Annotated in this window: 24 protein-coding genes and 1 tRNA gene; 13 read left to right on the forward strand and 12 right to left on the reverse strand. The window is 64.7% G+C overall.

Annotated features, from left to right (window positions below; translation table 11 throughout):
- Window positions 1-25: 25 nt before the first annotated feature.
- Both J7E83_RS03955 and J7E83_RS03960 read right to left on the reverse strand, forming a co-directional pair.
- Window positions 26-2,170, reverse strand: a complete 2,145-nt coding sequence (locus tag J7E83_RS03955; protein WP_214959294.1) for an acyl-CoA dehydrogenase — start codon at window positions 2,168-2,170, stop codon at window positions 26-28.
- Window positions 2,171-2,239: 69 nt separating this feature from the next.
- Window positions 2,240-2,932 carry a TetR/AcrR family transcriptional regulator gene (locus J7E83_RS03960; RefSeq protein ID WP_311379576.1) on the reverse strand — a complete coding sequence of 231 codons (693 nt, stop codon included), beginning with the start codon at window positions 2,930-2,932 and terminating at the stop codon, window positions 2,240-2,242.
- Window positions 2,933-2,992: 60 nt separating this feature from the next.
- Between J7E83_RS03960 and J7E83_RS03965 the strand changes: the two genes are divergently transcribed.
- From J7E83_RS03965 to J7E83_RS03975, 3 genes are read left to right on the forward strand one after another with little or no spacing between them, the layout of a single operon-like run.
- Window positions 2,993-4,360, forward strand: coding sequence for an acetyl-CoA C-acetyltransferase (locus J7E83_RS03965; protein WP_214959298.1), 1,368 nt, complete (start codon window positions 2,993-2,995; stop codon window positions 4,358-4,360).
- Window positions 4,361-4,368: 8 nt separating this feature from the next.
- Window positions 4,369-5,709 carry a 3-oxoacyl-ACP reductase gene (locus J7E83_RS03970; protein ID WP_214959300.1) on the forward strand — a complete coding sequence of 447 codons (1,341 nt, stop codon included), beginning with the start codon at window positions 4,369-4,371 and terminating at the stop codon, window positions 5,707-5,709.
- Complete coding sequence (locus tag J7E83_RS03975; protein ID WP_214959302.1) at window positions 5,706-6,626, forward strand: MaoC/PaaZ C-terminal domain-containing protein; 921 nt, start codon at window positions 5,706-5,708, stop codon at window positions 6,624-6,626. The genes J7E83_RS03970 and J7E83_RS03975 overlap by 4 nt, the downstream gene beginning before the upstream one ends.
- On the opposite strand, the gene J7E83_RS03980 is transcribed toward J7E83_RS03975, so the two are convergent.
- From J7E83_RS03980 to J7E83_RS03995, 4 genes are all read right to left on the reverse strand, one after another.
- A complete protein-coding gene (locus tag J7E83_RS03980; protein WP_396020515.1) occupies window positions 6,623-7,675 on the reverse strand; it encodes an aromatic acid exporter family protein in 1,053 nt (350 codons plus the stop codon). The two genes, J7E83_RS03975 and J7E83_RS03980, sit on opposite strands and share 4 nt — an antisense overlap.
- A gap of 93 nt (window positions 7,676-7,768) precedes the next feature.
- Window positions 7,769-8,878 (reverse strand): serine hydrolase domain-containing protein, encoded by a 1,110-nt coding sequence (locus J7E83_RS03985; RefSeq protein ID WP_214959306.1) that lies wholly within the window; start codon window positions 8,876-8,878, stop codon window positions 7,769-7,771.
- A 4-nt stretch (window positions 8,879-8,882) separates the two neighbouring features.
- The gene (locus J7E83_RS03990; RefSeq protein WP_214959308.1) at window positions 8,883-10,019 is read right to left on the reverse strand and encodes a glutathione S-transferase family protein; all 1,137 of its coding nucleotides are present in this window, start codon (window positions 10,017-10,019) and stop codon (window positions 8,883-8,885) included.
- Between the two features lie 10 nt (window positions 10,020-10,029).
- Window positions 10,030-10,773: a M50 family metallopeptidase gene (locus tag J7E83_RS03995; protein WP_214959310.1), complete on the reverse strand. Its 744-nt coding sequence runs from the start codon at window positions 10,771-10,773 to the stop codon at window positions 10,030-10,032.
- A gap of 113 nt (window positions 10,774-10,886) precedes the next feature.
- Between J7E83_RS03995 and J7E83_RS04000 the strand changes: the two genes are divergently transcribed.
- Window positions 10,887-11,351 carry a GatB/YqeY domain-containing protein gene (locus tag J7E83_RS04000; protein WP_214959312.1) on the forward strand — a complete coding sequence of 155 codons (465 nt, stop codon included), beginning with the start codon at window positions 10,887-10,889 and terminating at the stop codon, window positions 11,349-11,351.
- 96 nt (window positions 11,352-11,447) lie between these two features.
- Here J7E83_RS04000 and J7E83_RS04005 read toward each other — a convergent pair whose 3' ends face one another.
- Window positions 11,448-11,750, reverse strand: a complete 303-nt coding sequence (locus J7E83_RS04005) for a DUF4193 domain-containing protein (RefSeq protein WP_214959314.1) — start codon at window positions 11,748-11,750, stop codon at window positions 11,448-11,450.
- A gap of 196 nt (window positions 11,751-11,946) precedes the next feature.
- On the reverse strand, window positions 11,947-12,840 hold the full coding sequence (locus J7E83_RS04010; RefSeq protein WP_214959315.1) for a ribonuclease Z: 894 nt from the start codon (window positions 12,838-12,840) through the stop codon (window positions 11,947-11,949).
- A gap of 48 nt (window positions 12,841-12,888) precedes the next feature.
- Here J7E83_RS04010 and J7E83_RS04015 point away from each other — a divergent pair, with 48 nt between their 5' ends.
- Complete coding sequence (locus tag J7E83_RS04015) at window positions 12,889-13,125, forward strand: DUF805 domain-containing protein (RefSeq protein ID WP_214959317.1); 237 nt, start codon at window positions 12,889-12,891, stop codon at window positions 13,123-13,125.
- A gap of 109 nt (window positions 13,126-13,234) precedes the next feature.
- On the opposite strand, the gene J7E83_RS04020 is transcribed toward J7E83_RS04015, so the two are convergent.
- Window positions 13,235-13,317: transfer RNA gene (locus J7E83_RS04020), tRNA-Leu, on the reverse strand.
- Window positions 13,318-13,492: 175 nt separating this feature from the next.
- On the opposite strand from J7E83_RS04020, the gene J7E83_RS04025 reads away from it, so the two are divergent.
- Together J7E83_RS04025 and J7E83_RS04030 are read left to right on the forward strand one after the other, a co-directional pair.
- On the forward strand, window positions 13,493-14,797 hold the full coding sequence (locus tag J7E83_RS04025) for a M20/M25/M40 family metallo-hydrolase (RefSeq protein ID WP_214959319.1): 1,305 nt from the start codon (window positions 13,493-13,495) through the stop codon (window positions 14,795-14,797).
- A gap of 12 nt (window positions 14,798-14,809) precedes the next feature.
- Window positions 14,810-15,970: an acyl-CoA dehydrogenase family protein gene (locus tag J7E83_RS04030; protein ID WP_214959321.1), complete on the forward strand. Its 1,161-nt coding sequence runs from the start codon at window positions 14,810-14,812 to the stop codon at window positions 15,968-15,970.
- A gap of 19 nt (window positions 15,971-15,989) precedes the next feature.
- Here J7E83_RS04030 and J7E83_RS04035 read toward each other — a convergent pair whose 3' ends face one another.
- Window positions 15,990-16,223, reverse strand: coding sequence for a DUF5703 family protein (locus tag J7E83_RS04035; protein ID WP_102975559.1), 234 nt, complete (start codon window positions 16,221-16,223; stop codon window positions 15,990-15,992).
- A 39-nt stretch (window positions 16,224-16,262) separates the two neighbouring features.
- Between J7E83_RS04035 and J7E83_RS04040 the strand changes: the two genes are divergently transcribed.
- The gene (locus J7E83_RS04040; RefSeq protein ID WP_214959323.1) at window positions 16,263-16,529 is read left to right on the forward strand and encodes a hypothetical protein; all 267 of its coding nucleotides are present in this window, start codon (window positions 16,263-16,265) and stop codon (window positions 16,527-16,529) included.
- Window positions 16,530-16,577: 48 nt separating this feature from the next.
- On the opposite strand, the gene J7E83_RS04045 is transcribed toward J7E83_RS04040, so the two are convergent.
- On the reverse strand, window positions 16,578-17,513 hold the full coding sequence (locus J7E83_RS04045) for an aldo/keto reductase (protein ID WP_214959325.1): 936 nt from the start codon (window positions 17,511-17,513) through the stop codon (window positions 16,578-16,580).
- Between the two features lie 50 nt (window positions 17,514-17,563).
- Here J7E83_RS04045 and J7E83_RS04050 point away from each other — a divergent pair, with 50 nt between their 5' ends.
- Together J7E83_RS04050 and mshC are read left to right on the forward strand one after the other, a co-directional pair.
- The gene (locus tag J7E83_RS04050) at window positions 17,564-18,397 is read left to right on the forward strand and encodes an undecaprenyl-diphosphate phosphatase (protein ID WP_214959327.1); all 834 of its coding nucleotides are present in this window, start codon (window positions 17,564-17,566) and stop codon (window positions 18,395-18,397) included.
- 15 nt (window positions 18,398-18,412) lie between these two features.
- Complete coding sequence (gene mshC, locus J7E83_RS04055; RefSeq protein ID WP_214959329.1) at window positions 18,413-19,702, forward strand: cysteine--1-D-myo-inosityl 2-amino-2-deoxy-alpha-D-glucopyranoside ligase; 1,290 nt, start codon at window positions 18,413-18,415, stop codon at window positions 19,700-19,702.
- Between the two features lie 9 nt (window positions 19,703-19,711).
- Here mshC and J7E83_RS04060 read toward each other — a convergent pair whose 3' ends face one another.
- The gene (locus J7E83_RS04060; protein ID WP_214959331.1) at window positions 19,712-20,617 is read right to left on the reverse strand and encodes a PAC2 family protein; all 906 of its coding nucleotides are present in this window, start codon (window positions 20,615-20,617) and stop codon (window positions 19,712-19,714) included.
- Between the two features lie 197 nt (window positions 20,618-20,814).
- Here J7E83_RS04060 and J7E83_RS04065 point away from each other — a divergent pair, with 197 nt between their 5' ends.
- From J7E83_RS04065 to J7E83_RS04075, 3 genes are all read left to right on the forward strand, one after another.
- Window positions 20,815-21,516, forward strand: coding sequence for an HAD family hydrolase (locus tag J7E83_RS04065; protein WP_396020516.1), 702 nt, complete (start codon window positions 20,815-20,817; stop codon window positions 21,514-21,516).
- Window positions 21,509-22,675: a site-2 protease family protein gene (locus J7E83_RS04070; RefSeq protein ID WP_214959335.1), complete on the forward strand. Its 1,167-nt coding sequence runs from the start codon at window positions 21,509-21,511 to the stop codon at window positions 22,673-22,675. The genes J7E83_RS04065 and J7E83_RS04070 overlap by 8 nt, the downstream gene beginning before the upstream one ends.
- Window positions 22,676-22,785: 110 nt before the next feature.
- Window positions 22,786-23,850 (forward strand): tRNA (adenine-N1)-methyltransferase, encoded by a 1,065-nt coding sequence (locus J7E83_RS04075; RefSeq protein WP_251043437.1) that lies wholly within the window; start codon window positions 22,786-22,788, stop codon window positions 23,848-23,850.
- The last annotated feature ends 67 nt before the right edge of the window (window positions 23,851-23,917 follow it).

The raw sequence follows: 23,917 nt of genomic DNA on the forward strand, positions 1-23,917 counted from the left end.
GCTAACGTCAGACAGCTGGCATTACTCAGCCACGGGCATTCCGGGTTCGGGCGGCCGACTTGGCTGCTGAGGCTGCGGCAGCGGTACGGGCAATGAGTACCTTCTCGTCCACCGGCGCCCGACCGCTTGCCCTCTGTGACCGCAGATAGGCGCGTGCCTCATCCTGCCGGGTCCTCTCCGCGCCCGTGGCAATCACAGCGCGGATGTGGTCCTGGCCATAGCCGAAGGCGTCCACCAGGTCCAGGGCATGCGGGCGGATCTTCACGAGCAGCCGGTTGATGTAGCCCCCCACAGTACGGGCCCTCTGCATGGAAAGCCGTCCGTTCATGAGGTACCAGGACAAGTTCTTCTCGATCAGCGAGAGCCCGAAGAGGTCCCGCAGCCACGTCAGCACCGTTCTGGTTCCCGGGTCGGTGACCTCTTGCAACGCCTCCGTGAAAGCCTCCCACTGCAGGAGCTCGGCGTGGGCCTGCGCCGCTTCAATCAGCTCGTTCTGGTGCTGGTTGAACAGTGCCGCCCCCTTCTCATGCGACAGCCGGCCGGCACCCTTCAGGGCAACGCCGGCTTCCGCCACCATGGTCTGGACACGGTCAGTCAGGAGAGCACGCTGGCCCTCCTCGTCCCTCAGCGCCAGGGCGGCCTTCTGCACTGAACCCGAATCCGCCATGAACTGGGCAACCTGCCTCAGCCCGGTGCGGTGGAAGGCCGCGTCCGTAGCCTGGCTGACCACGTAGCGGGCCAGGACACCGAAGTCGACGTTCCTGAACTCCTTGGCGTAGTCAGCGAGAAGCCTTTTGGCGACAAGCTGGAGCAGCACAGTGTTGTCCCCCTCGAAGGTGACATAGACGTCCAGGTCCGCCCGCAGTGAGGCGAAGCGGTTTTCGATCAGGAAACCGGCGCCGCCACATGCCTCCCGGCACTCCTGCAGGGTGTCAAGCGCGTGCCAGGTACTGAGCGGCTTGAGTGCCGCCGCCAGGGTTTCAAGGTCCTGCCGGTCCTCATCGGTGTCGTGCGCACCGGAAAACACGTCGTCGAACTTCTGGAGCAACTGCTCGTGCGCGAATCCGGCTGCGTAAGTGGTGGCCAACCGGGTGAACAAGCGCCGCTGGTGCCGCTGGTAGTCCAGGAGGACTTCCTCGTCCGTGTGGGACGACGCGTTGAACTGGCGCCGTTCATTGGCGTACCGGATGGCGGCGGTGAGGGCGATCTTCGACGCGGCGACTGCCGCACCGTCCAGGGACACCCGTCCCTGGACGAGCGTGCCCAGCATGGTGAAAAAGCGCCGGCCGGGGCTCGCGATAGGGGAGGTGTACGTGCCGTCCGGGTCCACATTGCCGTAGCGGTTGAGGAGGTTCGACCGGGGGATGCGAACATGGTCGAAGTGGAGCCGGCCATTGTCGATGCCGTTGAGGCCGCCTTTAACACCGTCGTCCTCGCCGCCGATGCCCGGGAGGAATTCCTTGGTTCTGGGGTCGCGGAGATCCACGTAGAACGCATGGACGCCATGGTTGACGCCATGGGTCACCAGCTGGGCGAAGACCACCGCCCCAAGTCCGTCGATGGCCGCGTTGCCGATATAGTCCTTCCACGCCGCCCGAAACGGCGTGTGAAGAACGAATTCCTGGGCTTCGGCGTCATAGGTGGCAGAGGTGGCGATGCTGGCAACGTCCGAGCCGTGGCCGGTTTCAGTCATGGCGAAACATCCCGGGATGTCCAGGCTCATGATGCCCGGGAGCCACCTGGCATGATGCTCGTCTGTGCCGAGGTGCATTACCGCCGAACCGAAGAGGCCCCACTGGACGCCGGCCTTGATCTGTAGGGAGGGGTCGGCGGTGACAAGTTCCTCGAACCCGGCAATATTGCCCCCGTGGTCATCCGAACCGCCCAGGGCCGAGGGGAAGGCCCGGTGGACAGCGTCGTTTTCCACAAGGTACTTCAGCTGGCCGAAGGTACGCGCCCGGTGGTCGGTGTGGGTCGTGCCCTCGATCTTGTGGAGTTCCGGGCGCGCAGCCAGGTCGCGGGCCTGCAGGCGGACGCCGGCCCATTTGCCCAGGAGCTGCTCGCCCAGCACAGCAACATCCACGCTGGGCCGCCCCGCTTCAGTGTTCGAGGCGCCTCCGACACTGGGCCGCTGCCCCTTGCCTGTGGGCCGGTCCACTACTTCAGTCATATCAAATGTCCTTCGCTGGTTCTGACAGATGGGTGTGTTCTAAGGGTTCGTGGTGCCCTGCGGTGGGCATTACCGTGACCCGGACGGATCAAGCTCTGGTGCGATTCCTACGCACAGCCAGTCAGTGATCTGCCGGGCCATGGCTTCCTGGTCCGGCTTCGCCGGCGATGCCGGTGTGCTGAGCCACTGTTCGCCAGCGTTCCGGACCAGGCCGATGGCGGCCGTGGGCCAGTATCCGATCACAGCCTCTTTGCCGTCGCCAAGGTGGGTCCTCATAGGAGTGGCGATCATGTCCCCGATGGATTCGAAGAAGTGGCCCAGTGCGCCTGACATGGCGGCGGAGCGCTGCGGGCTGTCCGTCTCGGCGGCTGAGTAGCGGGTCACGAAGGTGTACACGTGTGGGCTGGTCTCGGCCATCTGGAGGTATGCCGACACCATGGCAAGGAGGCCTTCCCGGGGTGTCTGGGCGCTCTGGGCAGCCTCGCCGATGCGGCGCTGCATCTGGCTGAGGACCACTTCCCCTACCGCCTGCTGGAGGCCCGCCTTGTCCCCGAAGTAGCGGTAGAAGACGGATTTCGATGTGCCGGCAGCCGCAGCAATTTCCTCCATGGAAGCGTCGCTGCCCAACGCATGGACAGCGAGCCGAGCGGACTTGATGAGTTCCCGACGCCGTTCCTCGCGGTGGGACTGCCAGCGGGCAGATCTGCCGTCGGCACTGCCAGGCACTGCCGGCGCTGCTGCTTGTGATGGGGGCTTGTTCACGATACCCAGCGTATCAGGTACGCTGGGTATCGGTAATCGCAATGACCAGAGGAGACACCCATGTCCATTGATGGACAGTCCGCCACAGGACCCCAGGATTCCAGCGCCCTTGCTGCTCCCGGAGCTACCCGGACGCTCCGCCGTGCCGTCATCGTGGGAGGCAACAGGATTCCTTTTGCCCGGTCCGGAGGCGCCTACACCAAGTCCTCCAACCAGGACATGCTTACCGCCGCCCTGGACGGTCTCATCGCCAGGTTTGGACTCCAGGACGAGCGAATCGGCGAAGTCGCGGCGGGAGCGGTCCTCAAGCATTCCAGGGACTTCAACCTCACGCGCGAAGCTGTCCTCGGTTCGGCACTGTCTGCTGAGACGCCGGCGTATGACCTGCAGCAGGCCTGCGCCACGGGCCTGGAAACCGTCCTGGGCCTTGCCAACAAAATCAAGCTGGGCCAGATCGACTCCGCCATCGCCGGCGGCGTCGATTCCGCCTCCGACGCACCGATAGCGGTCAGTGAGGGACTGCGCGAAGTGCTCCTCGACCTCAACCGTGCAAAGAGCCTCCCGCAGCGGCTGCAGGTGCTCAGTAGGCTGCGCCCCAAGGACCTGGCCCCCGATGCTCCCGGCACCGGCGAGCCACGCACCGGGCTGTCCATGGGAGAGCACCAGGCCCTCACAACGGCCCAATGGAATATTTCCCGGGCGGCGCAGGATGAGATCTCCTACAACAGCCACCGCAACCTGGCGGCGGCGTACGACGCCGGATTCTTTGACGACCTCCTCACCCCCTACCGCGGGCTCACCCGGGACTCCAATCTGCGGGTGGACACCACCCTGGAAAAGCTTGCAACGCTGAAGCCTGTCTTTGGAAAGAGCCTGGGGGCTGAAGCCACCATGACGGCGGGAAATTCCACGCCACTGACAGACGGCGCGTCCACGGTCCTGTTGGCCTCGGAAGCATGGGCAGACGCACATGACCTGCCCAAGCTCGCTACGGTGGTGGACGGCGAAGCAGCCGCTGTGGACTTTGTCCACGGTAAGGACGGGCTGCTGATGGCCCCCGCGTTCGCCGTTCCTCGGCTTCTGGCCCGCAACGGCCTGACCCTGGCGGACTTCGATTTCTTTGAAATCCACGAAGCGTTTGCGGCTACGGTCCTGAGTACGCTTGCGGTTTGGGAAGATGAGGAGTTCGGCCGCAGCAGGCTGGGCCTTGACGGAGCATTCGGCACCATCGACCGCGCCCGGCTTAATGTCAACGGCTCCTCCCTCGCGGCAGGGCATCCCTTTGCCGCTACGGGTGGCCGCATCGCAGCGACCCTCGCCAAAATGCTCCACGCAAAGGGAACCGAAAACGGCCGCCCCGCACGTGGCCTCATTTCGATCTGCGCCGCCGGCGGCCAAGGCGTCGTCGCAATACTCGAAGCACTTTAGGGGACCTGATGACAGACAAATACACGCAGTTGGTCAGCCACGGGTTGGGTAGGAACGTCGCCAGGAAACTCGGCCTGCCCCAGCCGGCACTGCTGCGCAGGTACAAGCCCGGGCAGGCCCTGATCAGCGGACCCATCCTGGTACAGGGAGCCTCTGCCGGCGCCGAGGAACTGGCTGCCATCCTGCTTTCTTGGGACCTGGATGTCCGCCGGCACGCGGTGCCCCGTGAAAAGCTCGGCGCCATCATCCTGGTGATGGACGAGCTGGCCGGGCCCGAGGATTTGGAAAAACCCGTGCTGTCAGCGGCGTCTTCGCTTCGCGACCTTGCCCCGAGCGCCCGCTTTATCACCGTGTCCCGCCCGGCGGACGGGGCCGGTACGCCATCGGGCGCTGCGGCCAGGCAGGGTGTCGACGGCTTCCTGCGCTCGTTGGCCAAGGAACTACGCGCCGGTGCTACAGCCAACGGCATCCTCCTGCCGGAGGGGGTTTCGGCCACAAGCCCGAGCGCAGTGGCCGCGCTGCGGTTCTTCCTTTCAGGCCGCTCGGCCTTCGTGGACGGGCAGTTCCTGACGGTCAGCACAGCAGAAGGCCGGCTTCCTTCGGACTTTGAAAAGCCACTGGCCGGGAAGGTCGCAGTCGTCACAGGGGCTGCCCGGGGCATCGGTGCGGCAATCGCCCGTACCCTCTACAGGGACGGGGCCACGCTGGTGCTGGTCGACGTCCCGGCAGCAGGGGACCACCTCGCCGGCGTGGCCAACGAGGTCCACGGCACGGCCCTTCAACTGGACATCAGCCGGGAGGACGCCGGCCAGCGGATTATCGACCATGCGGTGCAGCGTCACGGCCACCTCGATATCGTTGTCCATAACGCCGGCATCACCCGGGATAAGCTGCTGGCGAACATGGACCACTCGCGCTGGAGCTCGGTCCTGAATGTCAACATCGCCGCCCAGCTCAGAATTAACCAGGCCCTGATGGCGTCGGAACACTTCCGCGACTCACCACGGATTGTGTCGGTCGCTTCCACCAGCGGGATAGCCGGCAACCGCGGCCAGACCAATTACGCGGCCTCGAAGGCGGGAGTCATGGGGTTGGTCCGCGCCACGGCCCCCCTTCTGGCTCACCATGGCGGCACCATCAATGCGGTGGCGCCGGGCTTCATCGAAACGGAAATGACCGCCCGGATTCCGTTGGCACTGAGGGAAGTGGGGAGGCGACTCAACTCCCTCCAGCAGGGCGGCCAGCCAGCCGACGTCGCCGAAGCGATCGCCTTCCTGGCCAGCGACGCCGCTGGAGGCATCAACGGTACTGTGCTGCGCGTCTGCGGACAGAACGTGGTGGGGGCATGAATACCGTCCACCCGGTCATCCTGGGGGAGATGCCCTCGCTCTCCAAGCTCTACCTCAACGCCGCCGCCCAGGCGGCCCGACGCCGGGTGCTGGGCACCGACAACGGTTCCAGCCTGCCGGACGCCAGCCATGAAGTACGCGGCGTCACGGCCGACGTCGCCAAGCTCACCGCCTATCAGCATCTCATCGGGGAAACAGCAAGCGACGTCCTGCCAGCCGGCTATATCCACGCGCTCACGTTCCCACTCGCCATGAGCGTCATGAACCGTGACGATTTTCCTCTTCCTCTCCTGGGCATGATCCACCTCAGCAACCACGTGGAGCAGCGGTCGCCGGTGCTCTTCACGGAGCCATTGGACGTTACCGCGCGCGTAGAGAACCTCCGGGGCCACCGCACGGGCACGCAGCTGGATGTCGTGGCTGAGGTCCGCGGGGCGGGCGCGCCGGACATCCGCTGGATTGGCGTCTCCACGTACCTTGCGAAGGGAATGTTCCTGCCGGGCATCGACAAGCCGTCCGCACACAACGGCCAGACTCGCCACGAAGAGTTCAAGGCCCCGGATCCGACGGGACTGTGGCAGCTCGGGGTTGACACCGGCCGCGCGTACGCGGCCGTCTCCGGCGACTTCAACCCCATCCACCTCAGCGTGCTCTCCGCCAAGGCATTGGGCATGCGCCGGTCCATAGCCCATGGGATGTACCTCGCCTCGAGGGCGCTCGCGGATGTCGGGCCAGCCAGGGGCGAGTCATTTGGCTGGGACGTTGAATTCGACGCGCCGGTGTTCCTGCCAGGCCGGGTTGCCTTGGACATTAGTACGGCGCAGGGCCTGCACGGGGCATGGCAGGGGTCGGATTTTGTAGCGTGGAACCCGCGCTCGGGCCGCAGGCACTTCCGCGGCTCGGTGACGGAACTCTAGGACGCCGGCCGCACTGCCTTCAGAATCCGGTGCAGGCTCAAGAGGATGGAATCGGACGCGGTGACCGCCATTTCGTCCGGATCCCGTTCCGCTGTGGCCGCCATGCAGGCCTGTACCGCCGCTTCTGCAGCACTGTACCGTTGCCGCTGCACGGCAGCATCTTCGTCCTGGAACGAGGACAGGAGCTCGCCTGCGGCGTTCAAGGCATCGGCCAGCGGGCCACTGTCCTGGAACGGAACGGTGTACGGTACATCGTCGTCCCAGATGGCATCTGACAGTACTTGTGTCATGTCCTGGATGTGGAACGTCACACGCTCGAGCTCCCGCAGATTGCGGTAATCAAGGTCCACGTCACGGGGGTGGAGTTTCCGGCGCGGATTTGCGCGCCGGCTGGCGTCGGCTTCCTGGACCAGATGGCGTACGGTCCTTGCAGCGGCGGCCAGCTCGTCGGAGCGTCGGGACCATTCCTCATGTTCCGGCGGCCACTTCTCGTTCATCGCAGCCCCCATGTCGGTCAGCTGCTTTCCGAGAGCCAGCCGGAGCTCGCCCAGGCTGACGGCCGCCGCGTTGAAATGCAGGGGAGGAAAGACGAGGAAGTTCACCGCGATTCCGACTGCAACCCCGACCCCCATTTGGATGAGGTATCCGAAGGAGAAATCGTCCGGATGGCTTCTGCCCACGAGCAGAACCAGGAGGGCCGCTGTCGGAATCCAGTCCCGCCCCGAACCCAGGCGGGGCAGGCCGCCGAGCAGCACCCCCAAACCCATCAGAATGGCGACCGTGAGCGGGGACGGGTCACCGATGTTGACCAGCAGGAAGGCGAGCCCGATTCCCAAGGCCAGGCCCACGAGCGTCTGCAGGCCTTGCCGGACAGATCCCGCCACATTGTGGTACATGGAAACCAGGGCACCCAGGGGCGCGTAGTACGGATACTCAGCCGCGGAGCCGGGCATCAGTGGAGCGACGAGGAAGGCCAGGCCCGCCGCCAGGGCAGCCTTGGACGCCAGCTGCAGGCGCTGGGCCCTCAATGCGGCGAAGACACCTGCAATTGCATCCCTGAAGACGCGGGTCCCCCTGGCGGGCCGGGCAGCCGGCCGCGGTTGAGTATTACCCATCCGCCCTACCTTAGGGGCCGGATTCTGCTAGGACAAGGCGGACGCCGCCCGCCGGACTTCTGCAGCCAGGCGATGGGCTTTACCGGGAGTGCGGCCATCCTCCTGCCGCTGCGGAATGTAGCCAAAACCGAGGCCGTAGGCGGGGTCCGCGAACCCCAGTGCGGCATTTGCGCCCTCATGGCCAAATGCGAGGTGGCTGCCGAAGTTCCGGGAGGGATGCGGCTTCATGAAGACCACAGCAAAGGCGTTATCCAGCCCCGAGGAGCGGTCCAGTCCCCACACCTGCTCCTGTGACATCACTCTGACCGTTTCCGCGGCGAGCAGCGGAGCGTCACCGCCGACGCCGGTGGTCGCCACTGCGTAGAGCCGGGCCAGGCCTTCCGCTGACCCTACTCCGCCGGCGGCGCTCATTCCGGCCGCCCGCACAACACGCTGATTGGGGAGTTCCATGACGGTGCTGACCGGGGCGTTGCTGTTCAGTCCATCCAGGCTCAGCGGATCCAGCCATGGCTGCGGGGAATCGACGTTGTACAGGACATCCCGATAACGGGGCTCCAGCTCCTCCGGCAGGCCGAGGAAGAAGTCGATGCCGTAGGCTTTCCGGATTCGACGGTCATAGAGCTGCTGCAGTGACTCTCCGGCGACGCGCCGGCACAGCTCCTCCATCAGGATCCCGATGGTGAGGGCGTGATAGCCGAAGCTCCGGCCAGGGCGCCACGACGGCCTGGCGGAGGCCAGCCGGGCCGCTGCCTTTGGGGTAGTGAACTCCTCCAGGGCAAAGCCTCCCTCCACCCCTATGAGTCCGGCCTGGTGAGACAAGGCTTCCCGCACCAGGAGCCGGTCCTTGCCGTGGACCCCGAACTCCGGCCAGTAATGGGAGACGGGCCGGTCGAGCTCAAGCAGCCGGTCCTGGACCAGCAGGGCGATCACCATGGCGGCTACGCCTTTGGAGCAGGAGTAGGCCCCGGTAATCGACTCCGGAGTGACGTGCGGTCCTCCTGACAGGTCAACCACCTTGACGCCGTCCCGGTATGCGGCCAGCTGGGCACTGTACTGCGAGTCGTCAGCCAGCAGGGAGGCAAACAGATCACGAACGCCTTCAAAACCGGGTGCTGCAAAGCCTCGGGAAATCTCCATGGCCTTATCCTATCGGCTTAGAAACCGCTTTCCGGCCGCTGCCGCTTCCGTTGCCGGCCCCGTGGCCTGCGAGGACTTCTTCTCCCGGTTTCACGGTGCCCGGGGGAGTCCCGTCCCCGAAGGGCCGGCCGCCCAGCGATTCCCGGCCATGCGCTTCCAGCCAGCCTGAAACCTCCGGGCCCTGCGGCACGATTCCGGTGGGGTTGATGTCTTCGTGCACGATGTAATAGTGCTGCTTGATCTGGACGAAGTCGATGGTGTCGCCAAACCCGGGGGTCTGGAACAGGTCCCGCGCATATCGCCAGAGGACGGCCATCTCGCTGAGTTTCTGGCGGTTGCATTTGAAGTGGCCGTGATAGACCGCATCAAACCGGGCCAGGGTGGTGAACAGCCGCACGTCAGCCTCGGTGATCGTGTCACCCACAAGGTAGCGCTGGGTGGACAGGCGCTCTTCGAGCCAGTCGAGGGCCGCCCACAGCCGGGCATAGGCCGAGTCATAAGCCTCCTGCGAACCTGCAAAGCCGCAGCGGTAAACGCCGTTGTTGACCTCGGTGAAGACGCGCTTGTTCACGGCGTCGATTTCCGGCCGCAGATGTTGAGGGTAGAGCTGCGGTGCGCCGGGCCTGTGGAACTCCGTCCATTCGGTCGAAAAGTCCAAGGTGATTTGGGGAAAGTTGTTGGTTACCACCATCCCGCTGGCGACTTCAACGATCGCAGGAACGGTGATGCCGCGCGGGTAGTCCGGGAACCGTTTGAAGTAGGCGCTTTGAAGCCTCTCGATACCGAGCACAGGGTCCGCTCCGCCCGGGTCGAGGTCGAAGGTCCAGGACCGAGCATCGTGGGTGGGCCCCGGTTGGCCGAGGGAGATGGCTTCCTCCAGGCCCAGGAGCCGGCGGACAATGACAGCTCGGTTTGCCCAGGGGCAGGCCCGCGCCGCGATGAGCCGGTAGCGGCCGGCCTGAGCAGGCCAGCCTGGTTCGCCGTTGGCACCCGGTACGCCGTCGCGGGTGATCCTGTCCTCAATGTAGTTGGTGTCCCGGTCGAATTCCGCGCCGCCCGTGACGTACGCGCCCCGGGTGCTGTGCTCCGCGCCGTTTTTGGCGTCTGCGGTTTCCGGTGTGTGCCGGGACTGTTGGTTCATGCGGATAAGCCTAGACGCCGGCCGCCAGAATCACCGAGATGGGCTGCCAGGCAATGATCCAGGAGCCTGCCACGAGTGCCGCGAATAGGGCGATCCAGATGAATGAGGGGACGGAGGTGGCGCGATAGAGCAAGTAAGCGTCCGAAGTGGCCAGCCTGTCCCTACGGTGCAGGTGCACCTGGGTGAGCTTTAGCAGGTCCCGTACTGCAGCGACCAGCAAGGCAATGCCCAGGATGATCGCGACATGGCCGGTGAAGGCGTGCGGCACCCAGAGGATGAGTGCCGCGCCTCCGGCGATGGCGGCCGCAGTGATGAGGATGCCGGCGAGATTGCGGATGAACAGGAGGGAGGCCAGCAGGATCAGCGTACCCGCGGTGAGGGCTGCGGGCCCCCACCCGCCGAAACCAGTGGTGACCAGTGCGGCGCCGGTTATCGCAGGAACCGGGTAGCCCCAGAATCCCGACCATACCGTGGGCAGCCGGCCGCGGCTGTAACTTGTTGTTGTCCCGGAATGGTCCAGCCTGAGACGGATGCCGGCCAGTCTCTGGCCGCTCAGCACAGCGGCGAAGGCATGGCCAAGTTCGTGGGTCGCGGTGGCCAGCAGGCCAAAGTACTTCCAGGTGGCCCGTGGAATTGACAGTGCCGTGGCAATCAACAGCACCAGGGACAGTTCGACGAGGGAGACTTGGGGAATGTCCGTCCGGCTGAAGGCCTCAATGACGCGCTGCCACAGTTGCTGGGGCAGCGGGGTCATGCCCTGCCGGTCAGGGAGTAGTTATTGTCAGCCATAGACCTCTACGGTACTAGAGGGACGGTTCACGCCCGCCTGCTGCCCTCATCGGGCCGCCCTACGAATCGAGGAACATCGTGACGAGTTTGAAGGAACGCCTGCACGCGGACGTTGTCGCGCACATGAAAGAGCGGAACAAGACTGCCCTGACAACAGTGCGCAATGTCCTGGGGGAAATCGAAACACGTGAAAAATCGGGCAAAACGCCCATAGTGCTGGAAGACGCCCAAGTGACGGCTCTGCTGCAGAAGGAGGCGGCCAAGCGCCGGGACACTGCCCGCATCTATTCCGAGGCCGGCGAGCCGGAAAGGGCCAAGGCCGAAATCGAGGAGGCCGAGGTCATTGAGGCTTACTTGCCGAAGGCCCTATCCCGCGACGAGGTCGAGACAATCGTCGATGCTGCCATCGCAACACTTAGGGCTGAGGGGCAGGAGCTGTCGACCCGCTCGATTGGCCTTGTGATGAAGCCCGTGACGGCCAAGATCGCCGGGCGCTTCGACGGCAAGGCCGTCAGCGAGATCGTCCGCAGCCGCCTCAGTTAAGACGAAAGGCACGTCCACTTTCAAGTGGGCGTGCCTCGTCGTTACCTCGCCACATGGGCCGCAGCCCTTGAGTGAGGGTGTGTCCGGTGACCCGGATCAGCCTTCGCACTCCGTGCAGTAGCTATGGCCGTCCTTCTGCCGGGCGATCTGGGAGCGGTGCCGGACCAGGAAGCAGGAGTAGCAGGTGAACTCGTCTTCGGCCTGGGGGATGACCTGCACAACCAGTTCCTCGGCCACGAATTCGCCACCGGGAACGCCTGCGCCGTCGAGTCCATCGGCCTCATCCAGTTCGAGGACGACGCTGCGGGCGTCCGGCGCATTGGCGGACTGGAGTGCCTCGAGCGAGTTGTCCTGCGACTCCTTGACGTCGGAGCGGAGTTCGTCGTAATCGGTTGCCACTTAGGTGTTTCTCTTTTCTTTGGTTCTGTCTGTCGCGTATGCAACGTACAGCATCCAGCTGGTATTCCCCAATAGGCGGGAATGATGTTGTCCCTGATAGCATGCGCATCCGGTCTTTTTGTGACCAAAAGCACTCGCCGGCCCCGGGAATGTCCATGAAACAGCCCGGCGGCTGCGGGCGCCTGGTCCGAACGACTCAGTTCGCCTTCCTTCGCCGGTGCGGGAAACCAATCCGGTCAAGGTCGTTCGCCGCCAGCACCGTGGCCCCCGCCGCCCGTGCCCGGGCCTGCCCGGCGAGCGGCACAACGTCCGCGTAGCGCGAGGAGAAGTGCGTCAGCAATAGGGTTCCGGCGCCGCCGCCGGCAGCCAAAGCACCTGCCTGCCCCGCGGTGAGGTGACGGTACTGCCTGGCGAGCTCGGCGTCGTCGTCGCTGAACGTGGACTCGGCGACGAGCAGATCCACGCCGTCCGCGAGTTCCTCAGCGCCGAGGCACTGAGCCGTGTCCATGACGAAGGCGAAGCGCTGGCCGGGGCGCGGCACACTAACGTCCTCGAATCGGATCCGACCAAGGCTGCCCTCGCGTTGCAGGCGGCCGACGTCGGATCCGGCAATGCCTGTTGCGGCAAGCCGGTCCGGCAGGAGGGTGCGGCCATCGGGTTCGACCAGGCGATAGCCGAAGGTCTCGATTCGATGGTTCAGTGGCTGCACCTCCAGTCCCGGCGCGACCTCGCCACTGGCCCCGTGGGGATTCAGCCGCAGATCAAGGCCGGGCGATGCGAGAGATACGAGGGCACGGACGACGTCCTCGCCGGCAGCAGGAAAATGGAGGTGGACAGGGTGCTTCACTCCATCCAGAACCATCCGGGAAAGCACTCCCGGCAAACCGAAGCAGTGGTCGCCATGGACGTGCGTGAGGCAGATGCGCGTAATCTGGCTGGCAGAAACCCCGGCCATGATCATCTGCCGCTGCGTGCCCTCGCCCGGGTCGAAGAGCAGGCCCTGGCCATCCCACAGCAGCAGATAGCCATTGTGGTTGCGGGTCCGGGTGGGGACCTGTGAAGCAGTGCCGAGGACGACGAATTGGCGCATGACATTGAGTCTGCCACGCGTCACATCGTTACTCCGAGGACGCCCAGGATGTCCCCCCGGACAGCAGTGGCAGCAATATATAGGGACACCGGAATCGTGCTGTATATCATCGCTGGAATTGCCGGAGCAACGGGCGCCACGGTGAATGCGGCAGGGCAAGCAGTACCGGGTCCTGGCGCGATTCCCGTCTTTATAGTCCTCGCACTATGGGGACTGGCGACGATCATCCCGTCCCTGGCCCTGACGGCTCGGCGGCTGCACGACGTGAACCCAGCGGATGGCTGATTCACATCTCGGCCTAGGGCTATTCCGCATCCTGGTGATATTCACCACTGCCTGGAAGAGTACAAGAAAACCCCCGGAGTCCAATGGATTCCGGGGGTTTTTCCCATCGTGCGCGGAGGGGGACTTGAACCCCCACCCCCTTTCGAGGACTAGCACCTCAAGCTAGCGCGTCTGCCATTCCGCCACCCGCGCAGGTGGTATTCGGGACCACGTTCCCGCCTTTCAGCGGTTCGCTTTTCTCCGAAGCAGCGAGAAAAACTCTAACACGATCTTTGACGAAAGATGGAATCGGGGCGAGTGGGTAGGCTGAAGGCAGCCGAGTCCGCCCTGGTTCTTAGCAGCCGGTCCCCTGCATGAGGAGTATTCGATGTCTGACGTCCGCCCCGAGGATGAAGTTGTCCGTATCTGCCAGGAGCTCATCCGGATTGACTCGTCCAATTATGGTGACGGCTCAGGGCCGGGGGAGCGGGCCGCCGCGGAGTATGCGGCGGGGCTGATTGAGGAAGTCGGCCTGGACGCCGAGATCTTCGAATCCGCCCCGGGCCGGGCGAGCGTCGTCACACGGATGGCTGGCGAAGACCCGTCAGCCAGTGCCCTGGTGGTCCACGGGCATCTCGACGTTGTTCCCGCTTTGCGGGACCAGTGGTCAGTCGACCCCTTCGGTGCCGAACTGAAGGACGGCCTGATCTGGGGCCGGGGCGCCGTGGACATGAAAGACATGGACGCCATGATCCTCTCGGTCATGCGCGGCTTCGCACGAACGGGAAGGAAACCCAAACGGGACATCGTCTTCGCCTTCTTCGCCGATGAGGAAGCAGGCGGCGAGTACGGGGCGCGCTACGCCGTGGACAAGCGTCCCGAACTGTTCGAAGGTGCAACTGAAGCCATCTCGGAGGTAGGCGGCTTCTCAGCAACCATCGGCGGCCAGCGCACCTACCTCCTGCAGACCGCTGAGAAAGGCATTTCCTGGCTCCGCCTCGTGGCACACGGCAGGGCCGGACACGGTTCGCAGATCAACACGGACAACGCCGTCACCCGCCTCGCCGCTGCGGTGACCCGCATCGGCGAATACAAATGGCCTATCGAACTCACCCCCACTACACGGCAGTTCCTGGACGGCGTGACGGAACTGACGGGTGTGGAATTCGATCCCGACAACCCGGACAAGCTCTTGAGCCAGCTGGGGACGGTGGCGCGCTTCGTCGGGGCAACCCTGCAGAACACCACCAACCCCACCCTGCTGAAGGGTGGCTACAAGCACAACGTCATTCCCGAGTCCGCTGAGGCCCTGGTGGACTGCCGGACGCTGCCGGGCCAGCAGGACCATGTCCTTGAGATCGTGCGTGACCTCGCAGGCTCCGGCGTGGACGTCAGCTATGTGCATAATGACGTGTCGCTGGAAGTCCCGTTCGCGGGCAACCTGGTTGATTCCATGATTGATGCCCTGCAAGGGGAGGACCCGGGCGCCAAGGTGCTCCCGTACACACTTTCCGGAGGCACGGACAACAAATCGTTGAGCAGGCTGGGAATCACCGGCTACGGCTTCGCCCCGCTCCAGCTGCCCGACGAGCTCGACTTCACCGGCATGTTCCACGGAGTGGATGAACGGGTCCCCGCCGACTCGCTCAAATTCGGCGCCAGGGTGCTCGACACCCTGCTCACCAATTACTGAGCAGGTCAGGACATGACACCGGAAGAGGTCCTGCCTGAGGACCTGTTGGCTGGTATCCGCGGTCGGGCGGCCGGCTACGACCGGGACAATGCGTTTTTCCACGAGGACCTGGAGGGACTCGCCGCGGCCGGCTACCTCAAGCTTTTTGTCCCGCGGTCAGACGGCGGCCTGGGGCTTGGGCTCGAGGCCGCGGCACAGTGCCAGCGGAGGCTGGCAACGGCGGCCCCTGCCACCGCCCTCGCCGTCAACATGCACTTGGTGTGGACCGGCGTCGCGCACGTCCTTTCGGCGAGGGGCGATGACTCCCTGGACTTCGTCCTGGAGGAGGCAGCACGGGGCGAGGTCTTCGCCTTCGGCAATTCCGAAGCCGGCAATGACTCCGTGCTCTTTGATTCGCGTACTGTGGCCACCCCCTTGCCCGGCGGCTGGTACAGCTTCAGCGGGACGAAAATCTTCACCAGCCTTTCCCCTGCCTGGACTCGGCTGGGAATTTTTGGCAAGGACCCGCAGGCGCGTGAAGGGGACGGGGAACTGGTGCACGGATTCATCACCCGTGAGACACCCGGCTACACGATCCTTGACGACTGGAACGCGCTGGGCATGCGGGCCAGCCGGTCCAACACCACCGTTCTGGACGATGTTCGTGTCCCGGCAGACCGGATTTTCCGTAAGCTGCCCGTGGGTCCCAATGCCGATCCTCTGGTCTTCGCCATCTTCGCTTGCTTTGAAACCCTCCTCGCCGCCGTCTACACCGGAGTCGGCGAGCGGGCGCTCCAACTGGGCGTGGACGCCGCGAAGCGCCGCACCTCGTTCAAGAATGCAGGTAGAAGCTACGCCCAGGACCCTGACATCCGCTGGAAGGTGGCGGAGGCGGCGATGGCCATGGACAACCTCTACCCGCAGCTGTCCTTGGTGACCCGGGACGTCGACGCGTTGACAGACCATGGACCGCAGTGGTTCCCCAAACTCGTGGGCCTGAAGATCAACGCCACCGAAACGGCACGACGGGTGGTGGATCTCGCCATCAGGGTCAGCGGTGGCTCAAGTTACTTCCAGGGTTCGGAACTCGAACGGCTGTACCGTGACGTGTTGGCCGGGATGTTCCACCCGTCGGACGACGAATCAGCGCACAACACGGTGGCAAATGCCTGGCTTGGACCGCTGGAGAACTGAGCGGACGCCGGGTGGGGGATCAGACAGTCCGCTGGACCTGCATGACCCTGCGGCGGAGCCAGAAGCGCCTGCCGCCGCCCACGTAGAGCTTGCTGCGCTCCAGCTCCCACTTGCCGTACTCGGAATGTTCCACGAGCCGGCGCCTCGCTTCAGGCAGTGAATCTTCAGGGCTGACCGTCAGTACGAGGTACTCGTACTGCCTCAAGTAGTCCCGTTCCCGCTGGACCGAGCTGGTGAGAAATTGTTCCTTCATTGCTCTCCATTTTCGTCCTTTTCCAGCTAACGTGAAGTCATGAGCATCGATCCGCGTGTCGCGCTTCAGTCCTTGACCACCGCCTTGGAAGAACACCTTATCGCAGCGTCCAACCGGCGTGGCGATGGAGACCCTGCCGTGGAAGCGGCATTTTTTGCAGTTGCGGATGCTTTCGAAGTCTATGAGGACGCACTCTACGAGGCCTACAACGAAGTGACACCGCTTCAGGTCTTTGAGGACGAAGAGGACGAACAGGAAGACGGCGATGTTGACGACGACGAGGACCTGGAAATCCTGAAGGATTGACCTGCAGGCCGGCCAGGCCGCGAGCAGCCCGGGCAGGCTCAGCCCGGATCAGGACGGTTCGGACACATCCTCCAGCGCCCGGGAAATTTCCGGAGGCAAAGGGGTCAGCTGGGAGTCCAGGATCTCCTTGAGTTGAACCGGAGTCCGGGCACCTACAATGGCCGTTGCCACGCCATGCTGTGACAGCAGCCAGCTCAGCGACACGTCAAGGGACGTCCGGCCCAGGCCCTTACCGGCCATTGCTACTGCCTCGACCACCCGGGACGGCTGCTGCGACAAATAGGGCTCCACATAGGGGGCCAGGACGACGTTGGCCCCGCGGGAATCCGCCGGGATGTTGCCGCGGTACTTCCCGGTCAGGACACCGCGGCCCAGCGGACCCCAGGCCATCAGGCCCAGCCCGGCGTCCTCGACGGCGGGAATGAGTTCCACTTCCGGCTTCCGCTGAAGGAGGGAATACTCAGCCTGGGCAGCGACCAGGGGGAAGCCGGCAACAGCCGCCGCCTTGGCTGTCTGCCAGCCGCTGAAGTTGGAGACTCCCACATACCGTGCCCGCCCGCTCCGCAGCGCGAATTCAAGGGCGGAAAGGGTCTCGTCCAACGGGACGTTGCCGTCCCACGCCTGCGCAAACCAGACGTCCACGTAGTCCGTCCCGAGCCTGGCTAGGCTGGCGTCAAGCCCGGAGAGCATCGCACTGCGTGAGGTGTCCACGGTCCGCCGGCCGTCCGACGTCGTCATTCCTGCTTTGGTGGAGATGGAGATCTCCGTGCGGGAGACGACATCGCCCAGCAGGGATCCGATCATCGCCTCTGACCGCCCGTCGGCGTATGACGCCGCCGTGTCGATGTGCTTGCCCCCCGCGTTCAGGAAGGTGCGCAACAGTTCCGTGGCGTCCTGTTCGTCGGTTTCGCCGGCCCAGGACATGGTGCCGAGGGTGAGGGCGGAGACCCGCAATCCACTGTTGCCGACGTAACGCTGCTGCATAGCTGCAAGCTTACGGGGAATCGTCAGGGTCCATGACGTAGGGTCTTAGCGTGAACTGGTTTGAGGCGGCCTTGCTGGGCCTAGTACAGGGACTGACCGAATTTCTACCGATCTCATCGAGTGCGCACCTGCGGATCGTGGGTGAGTTCCTGCCCAATGCTTCCGATCCGGGCGCCGCCTTCACCGCCATTATTCAGTTGGGCACAGAAGCCGCTGTGCTTGTCTATTTCTGGCGCGACATCGTCAGGATCGTTAAGGCGTGGGCCGGTTCGCTGGCAGGCAGGGTGTCGCGGCAGGACCCGGACGTGCGCATGGGGTGGCTCGTGATTCTGGGCAGCCTGCCGATCATCGTGCTGGGGCTGCTGTTCCAGGACCAGATCGAATCGGTACTGCGAAGCCTCTGGATCGTGGCCACCACACTTATTGTCTTTGGCCTCGTGCTGGCCGTGGCAGACGCCGTCGGCAAGCAGGAAAGGGACCTTGACCGCCTTACCTACAAGCACGGCATCCTCTACGGTCTGGCCCAGGCCATGGCACTCATTCCCGGCGTCTCACGATCCGGTGGCACCATCACCGCGGGTCTGCTGATGGGCTACACCCGTGAGTCCGCCGCCCGGTATTCCTTCCTCCTGGCCATTCCGGCCGTGTTCGGAAGCGGGCTTTTCCAGCTATACAAAGTGCTCTCCAAAGAGGGCATCACTGGTCCCTATGGACTGCCGGAGACCGCACTGGCCACCGTCATCGCGTTTGCCGTCGGTTATGTCATCATCGGGTGGTTCCTCAAGTTCGTTTCCACCCGCAGCTACCGCCTCTTCGTCTGGTACCGGATCTTCCTGGGGCTCGCGCTGTACCTCCTGCTCGGTTTCAATGTCATCCACGCCTAGCACTAGGCTTGGCCTGTGAAATCCTGGATCTCCCGCCCTGTCCCTGGACTGCCTGGCAGCATGCCGGCCATCCGGCTGTTCGACACCGCCCAAGGCAGCGAAGTATTGCTTCCGGTTGACGGGGAGCAGTCGATGTATGTCTGCGGAATCACGCCCTATGACGCCACCCACATGGGGCACGCCGCCAGTTACGTGGCTTTTGACCTCCTCAACAGGGCATGGCGGGATGCGGGACAGCGCGTGTCCTACGTCCAGAACGTCACCGACGTTGACGATCCCCTGCTGGAACGAGCCACCGCCACCGGGGTTGATTGGAAAGAGCTCGCGGCCAGCCAAATCGAGCTGTTCCGGACGGACATGGCGGCCTTGAACGTGCTGGCGCCGGACAACTATGTGGGCGCCGTGGAATCCGTTCCGCTGATCGTCCCGCAGATCGAGCGCCTCGTTCGGCTCGGCCTTGCCTACAGGGTGCCGGGCGCTGCGGGGGAGCCCGACGGCGACGTGTACTACGACGTCGAAGCCGCCGGCAAGCACTCCGTCACCGCCGATGCTTGGACCCTTGGCTCCATCTCCGGCCTCGGGGAATCCGAGATGCTCGAGTTGTTTGCTGAACGGGGCGGTGATCCCGGCCGGGCGGGCAAGCGGCAAGCCCTGGATCCCCTCCTGTGGCGGGTGGCCCGTGACGGAGAGCCCAACTGGCCCGGCGGAGAGCTCGGGGCAGGCCGGCCAGGCTGGCATATTGAGTGTACGGTCATCGCCCAGAAATACCTCCCGGCCCCGTTCACTGTCCAGGGCGGCGGCTCGGACCTGATTTTCCCCCACCACGAGATGGGCGCGGGCCACGCGTACTCACTGGCAGGCGTCCCCCTGGCCCGGCACTACGCCCACGCCGGCATGGTGGGGCTGGACGGGGAGAAGATGAGCAAATCGAAGGGCAACCTCGTGCTGGTGTCCCGGCTGCGGGCAGCGGGGGAGGAGCCGGCCGCCATCCGGCTCGCCATCCTGGCCCACCATTACCGGTCAGACTGGTCCTGGACCGATTCCGGCTTCAGCCAGGCCAAGGAACGGCTCTCCTCCTGGCGCAGTGCCCTGGCCAGCGCTCCGGAGGGATCCGCCCACGGGCTCCTTGCACAAATGCGCCATGCACTGGCCGCCGATTTGAACGCGCCCGCGGCGCTGGAGGCCGTGGACCGCTGGGCGGAGCAGGCAATCGCCGGTGCAGCAGCGGGAGCCCCGGCGGCCAGTCGCCAGGATGAGGAACTCATCCGTGACGCCGTAGACGCACTTCTCGGCGTCGAGCTCTGAGGCTTCCGCTCAGGGCCTGTCCTGGCCGCGGCGTTTGAGGTACCGCTCAAACTCGCGGGCGATGGATTCACCGCTGGCTTCCGGAAGGTCGGCCGTATCCTTCGCCTCTTCCAGCTGGCGCACGTAAGCCGCAATCTCCGGGTCCTCGGTGGCAAGCTCGTCCACCCCGCGTTCCCAGGCGTCGGACTCCTCCGCCAGCTCATGGGTGTCCAGGGGCACTTGCAGGAGCTCTTCAATCCGGTGCAAAAGGGCCAGCTGCGCCTTGGGGGACGGCGCCTGGGCCACGTAATGCGGAACGGCGGCCCACAGGGACACAGTGGGTATGCCAGCCAACAATGACACTTCGGACAGAACCCCCACGATGCCGACCGGTCCCTCATATTGGGAGGCTTCAAGGTCCAGGCGCTCCCGGAGAGGAGCATCGTCCGAGGACGTGCTGACAGGGATGGGCCGGCTGTGGGGAACATCCGCCAGCAGCGCTCCCACCAGCACCACATAGTCCACCTTGAGCGCTTCGGCATGGACCAGGAGCTCAGCGGTATAGGCGCGCCATTTATAGGATGGTTCGGTGCCTTGCACAAAAATGACATCCACATTGGAATTCGGCGCACTGGCCTTATAGATCCGGGTGGACGGCCACTTGATCTTGCGTTCACCCGCCGCGTTCCGGCGCACGGTGGGTCGTGTGAACTGGAAGTCGTAGTACTCGTCCGCGTCAATGGACGCGACCTTCTTGCCGCCCCAGAGTTTGTTGAGGTACCGGAGCGAGTCGCTTGCTGCCTCCCCGGCGTCGTTCCAGCCCTCAAAGGCGGCCAACATCACAGTGACGCGCTCCCCGTCAGCCACTGGCAGCAGGAACCGGTCCGGCTCGGGCTCGGCACCCGGTTCCGCGGTGTCTCCGTCGAAGCTATTCATTTCTTCACCCTACGTCCAAGAACCGGCGTGACGCATCGAATGAAGCGCCAAAAAGGCTATGAGCGCCGCCTGGCGGTACCGGAACAGCCGATATTCGCCGAGGGCGTACCGCGGAGCTGGCGTTCAGGGTGGCACCGTAGACTGAAACAATGCGACCGCCAGCCACCGTTTCCCCGCTCCGAGCCGTTCTTTGGGATATGGATGGCACCATCGTGGACACTGAGCCGTATTGGATCGAGGCTGAACACGCGCTCGTCGAAGCCCATGGCGGATCGTGGTCACATCAGCAGGCCATGCAGCTCGTCGGGCAGTCACTGACGTTTTCCGCCGGGATCCTTCAGGAGGCAGGCGTGCAGCTCACAGTCCGGCAGATCATCGACACACTGACCGCCGAGGTCATTAACAACGTTCGGCGCAGGGTCCCCTGGCGGCCTGGTGCCCGCGAACTGTTGGATGACCTGCACCGGGCCGGCGTCCGTTGCGCCCTGGTCACCATGTCCGAGGGCCCCCTGGCGCGCGAAATAGTGGCGAGCCTTCCGCGGCCGTACTTCGAGTTCCTTGTCACGGGGGACACCGTCACCCGTGGCAAGCCGCATCCGGAGGCCTACCTCAGGGCCGTTGAGCTTTTGCAGCAGGCTGATCCGGGGCTCACCATCGATCACTGCGTGGCTCTGGAGGACTCGGCGCCTGGCGTGGCTGCGGCCGTAGCATCCGGTGTTGCCACGGTGGCCATCCCGCACATCGTCCCGCTGCCAGAAGACCCAAGGCACACCACGTGGGATTCACTCCAGGGCCGTACCGTGTCCGAGCTGGAATCGATAGCCGCCCGCGGGAGCCTTAAGACTGGCGGTGCTTCAGCGCTGCCCTCACCTGCTTCAAGGAGCCTGGCACTTGACTGAAACCAACACAACCTCCCGGCGGGAAGGAATTCCGCTGGGCAGGATCGCGGGAATTCCTGTCATTCTGGCTTACTCGTGGTTCGTCATTGCCGCCTTCACCGTGATTGCCTACGGCCCCGTGCTCCTAGACCGGAATCCGGTCCTCGGCGCCGGCGCCTACTGGGTGGCGTTTGCATATGCCGTACTGCTCTTGATCTCGGTGCTGGTCCACGAACTGGCCCACGCACTGACGGCAAAGCTGTACAGCTGGCCCACCCAGAAGATCGTCCTCAACCTCTGGGGCGGACACACGCAGTTCGAGAACTTCACGGCCACGCCCGGTCGGTCCGTCCTGGTGGCACTGGCGGGACCCGCGGCGAACTTCGTGCTCGCCGGCGGGGCCTGGCTGGTCCTAACCTCAGCCGACCTGGGCGGCGTGGCGGACATCCTGACCAACATCTTCATGTGGGCCAACTTGCTGATCGGCATCTTCAACGTATTGCCTGGACTCCCACTTGACGGCGGTCGCCTCGTCGAGTCGGCCGTCTGGAAGGCCACGGGCAGTCAGGCCAAAGGGACTGTCGCCGCCGGCTGGGCCGGACGAATCATCGTTGTGGCGTTGGGCTTCTGGTTCCTGGTCCGGCCTCTCCTGGCCGGAGAGCCACCGGAATTCAGCCTGCTCATGATCACCATCCTCGTCGGCGGCTTCCTCTGGATGGGGGCGTCGGCCTCCATCCAGCAGGGAACGATGCGTGGCCGGCTGCACCTCGTTAGCGCCGCTGCATTGGCTGTGCCGGCCGTCGGGATCCCTGGCACGGCAACGGTGGCGGACATCCTGCGCCTGTCACCGGCAGGGACGCCCTCCGTCGTGGTCTGCGGGCCGGATGGACGGCCGCAGGGCGTAGTGGACCCCGGTGCCCTTGCGGCAGTCCCCGCGAACGCTGCCTGGTCCACGCCCGCAACCGCCGTGTCCTACGCCCTGGGCGCCGGGGCCTATGTCCCGGAGTGGTCAAAAGGGCAGGAGCTCATTCAGTACCTCGCCCAGCTGGAGGGCCGTGAATATGCCGTGGTGGACCACCTCGGGAGGGTGACCGGCCTGCTCGGACAAAATGCTGTGGTGGCCGCCATGACCGGCAAGGGCGTCCGGCCCAATAGGTATCCGCAGGGCCAGAACCGGTAGAGTTACCTGCCGGTCGTGCATCGCCGCCGTATGTGGCCGAAGGGGGCCCTTGCCTGACCCGGGCTGGCTTCAGTGCGCGGCCCCACAGTTTTACAGGAGCGAGGAAAATCATGAGCAGCGAAACTGCCGCCAACGAAGCCACAGCAGCACCCGAAGCCGGTGTTGCCGCCAACGGGTTGCAGCCGGTGGGAGCGGCCCGGCGCCGGGGACCTTTCCGCGAAGGGGAGCGGGTCCAGTTGACCGACGAACGCGGCCGCATGAACACCATCACCCTGGAGAGCGGCGGCGCCTTCCACACCCACCGTGGCTTCCTGAACCACGATGAGATCATCGGCAAGGTCGACGGCTCCGTTGTAGTGAACAACGTCGGCCAGCAGTACCAGACCCTCCGCCCGCTCCTTTCTGATTTTGTCCTGTCCATGCCCCGCGGCGCTGCCGTGGTCTATCCGAAGGACGCCGGCCAGATCGTCACGATGGCCGACATCTTCCCCGGTGCAAGGGTGGTGGAGGCAGGGGTGGGTTCCGGCGCGCTGTCCATTTCGCTGCTGCGGGCCGTAGGGGACAACGGATACCTCCACTCTTTTGAGCGCCGCGAGGAATTCGCGGACATTGCGCGGGGAAATGTTGAAACCATCTTCGGCGGCCCGCACCCGGCCTGGAAGGTCTCTTTGGGTGACTTCCAGGAGGAAGTGGTCCGCAGCGAGGCGCCCGGTTCCGTTGACCGCGTGGTGCTGGACATGCTGGCGCCCTGGGAATGCCTCGACGCCGTCGCCACGGTGCTCGCCCCCGGTGGCGTGTGGATCAATTACGTAGCCACTGTCACCCAGCTGTCCCGGACCGCGGAAGCCATCCGGGCGGACGGCCGGTTCACCGAACCTGACGCGTGGGAGTCGATGGTCCGCGGCTGGCATCTGGAGGGCCTGGCCGTCCGCCCCGATCACCGCATGGTGGCCCACACCGGCTTCCTGCTGGTCACCCGCCGGCTTGCCGACGGCGTCACGGGGATCTCGGTCAAACGGCGTCCCTCGAAAACGGACTTCAACGAAGCGGACGTCAACGCCTGGACGCCCGGAGCAGTGGGGGAGCGGCTGGTGTCGGACAAGAAACTGCGGCGTGCTGCCCGGGACGCCATTGCCGGCACCAACGTCAAGGACGAGCCGGAGATCACGAACTAGTCCACATTTCGGGAGTCTTCAGCTGTACCTGCCAACTTGGGGCTAAGGTCTTAAGAAGAGCGCAGGA

Origin of the sequence: Arthrobacter sp. ISL-48, assembly GCF_018613805.1 — a bacterium.
GTDB lineage: Bacteria > Actinomycetota > Actinomycetes > Actinomycetales > Micrococcaceae > Arthrobacter.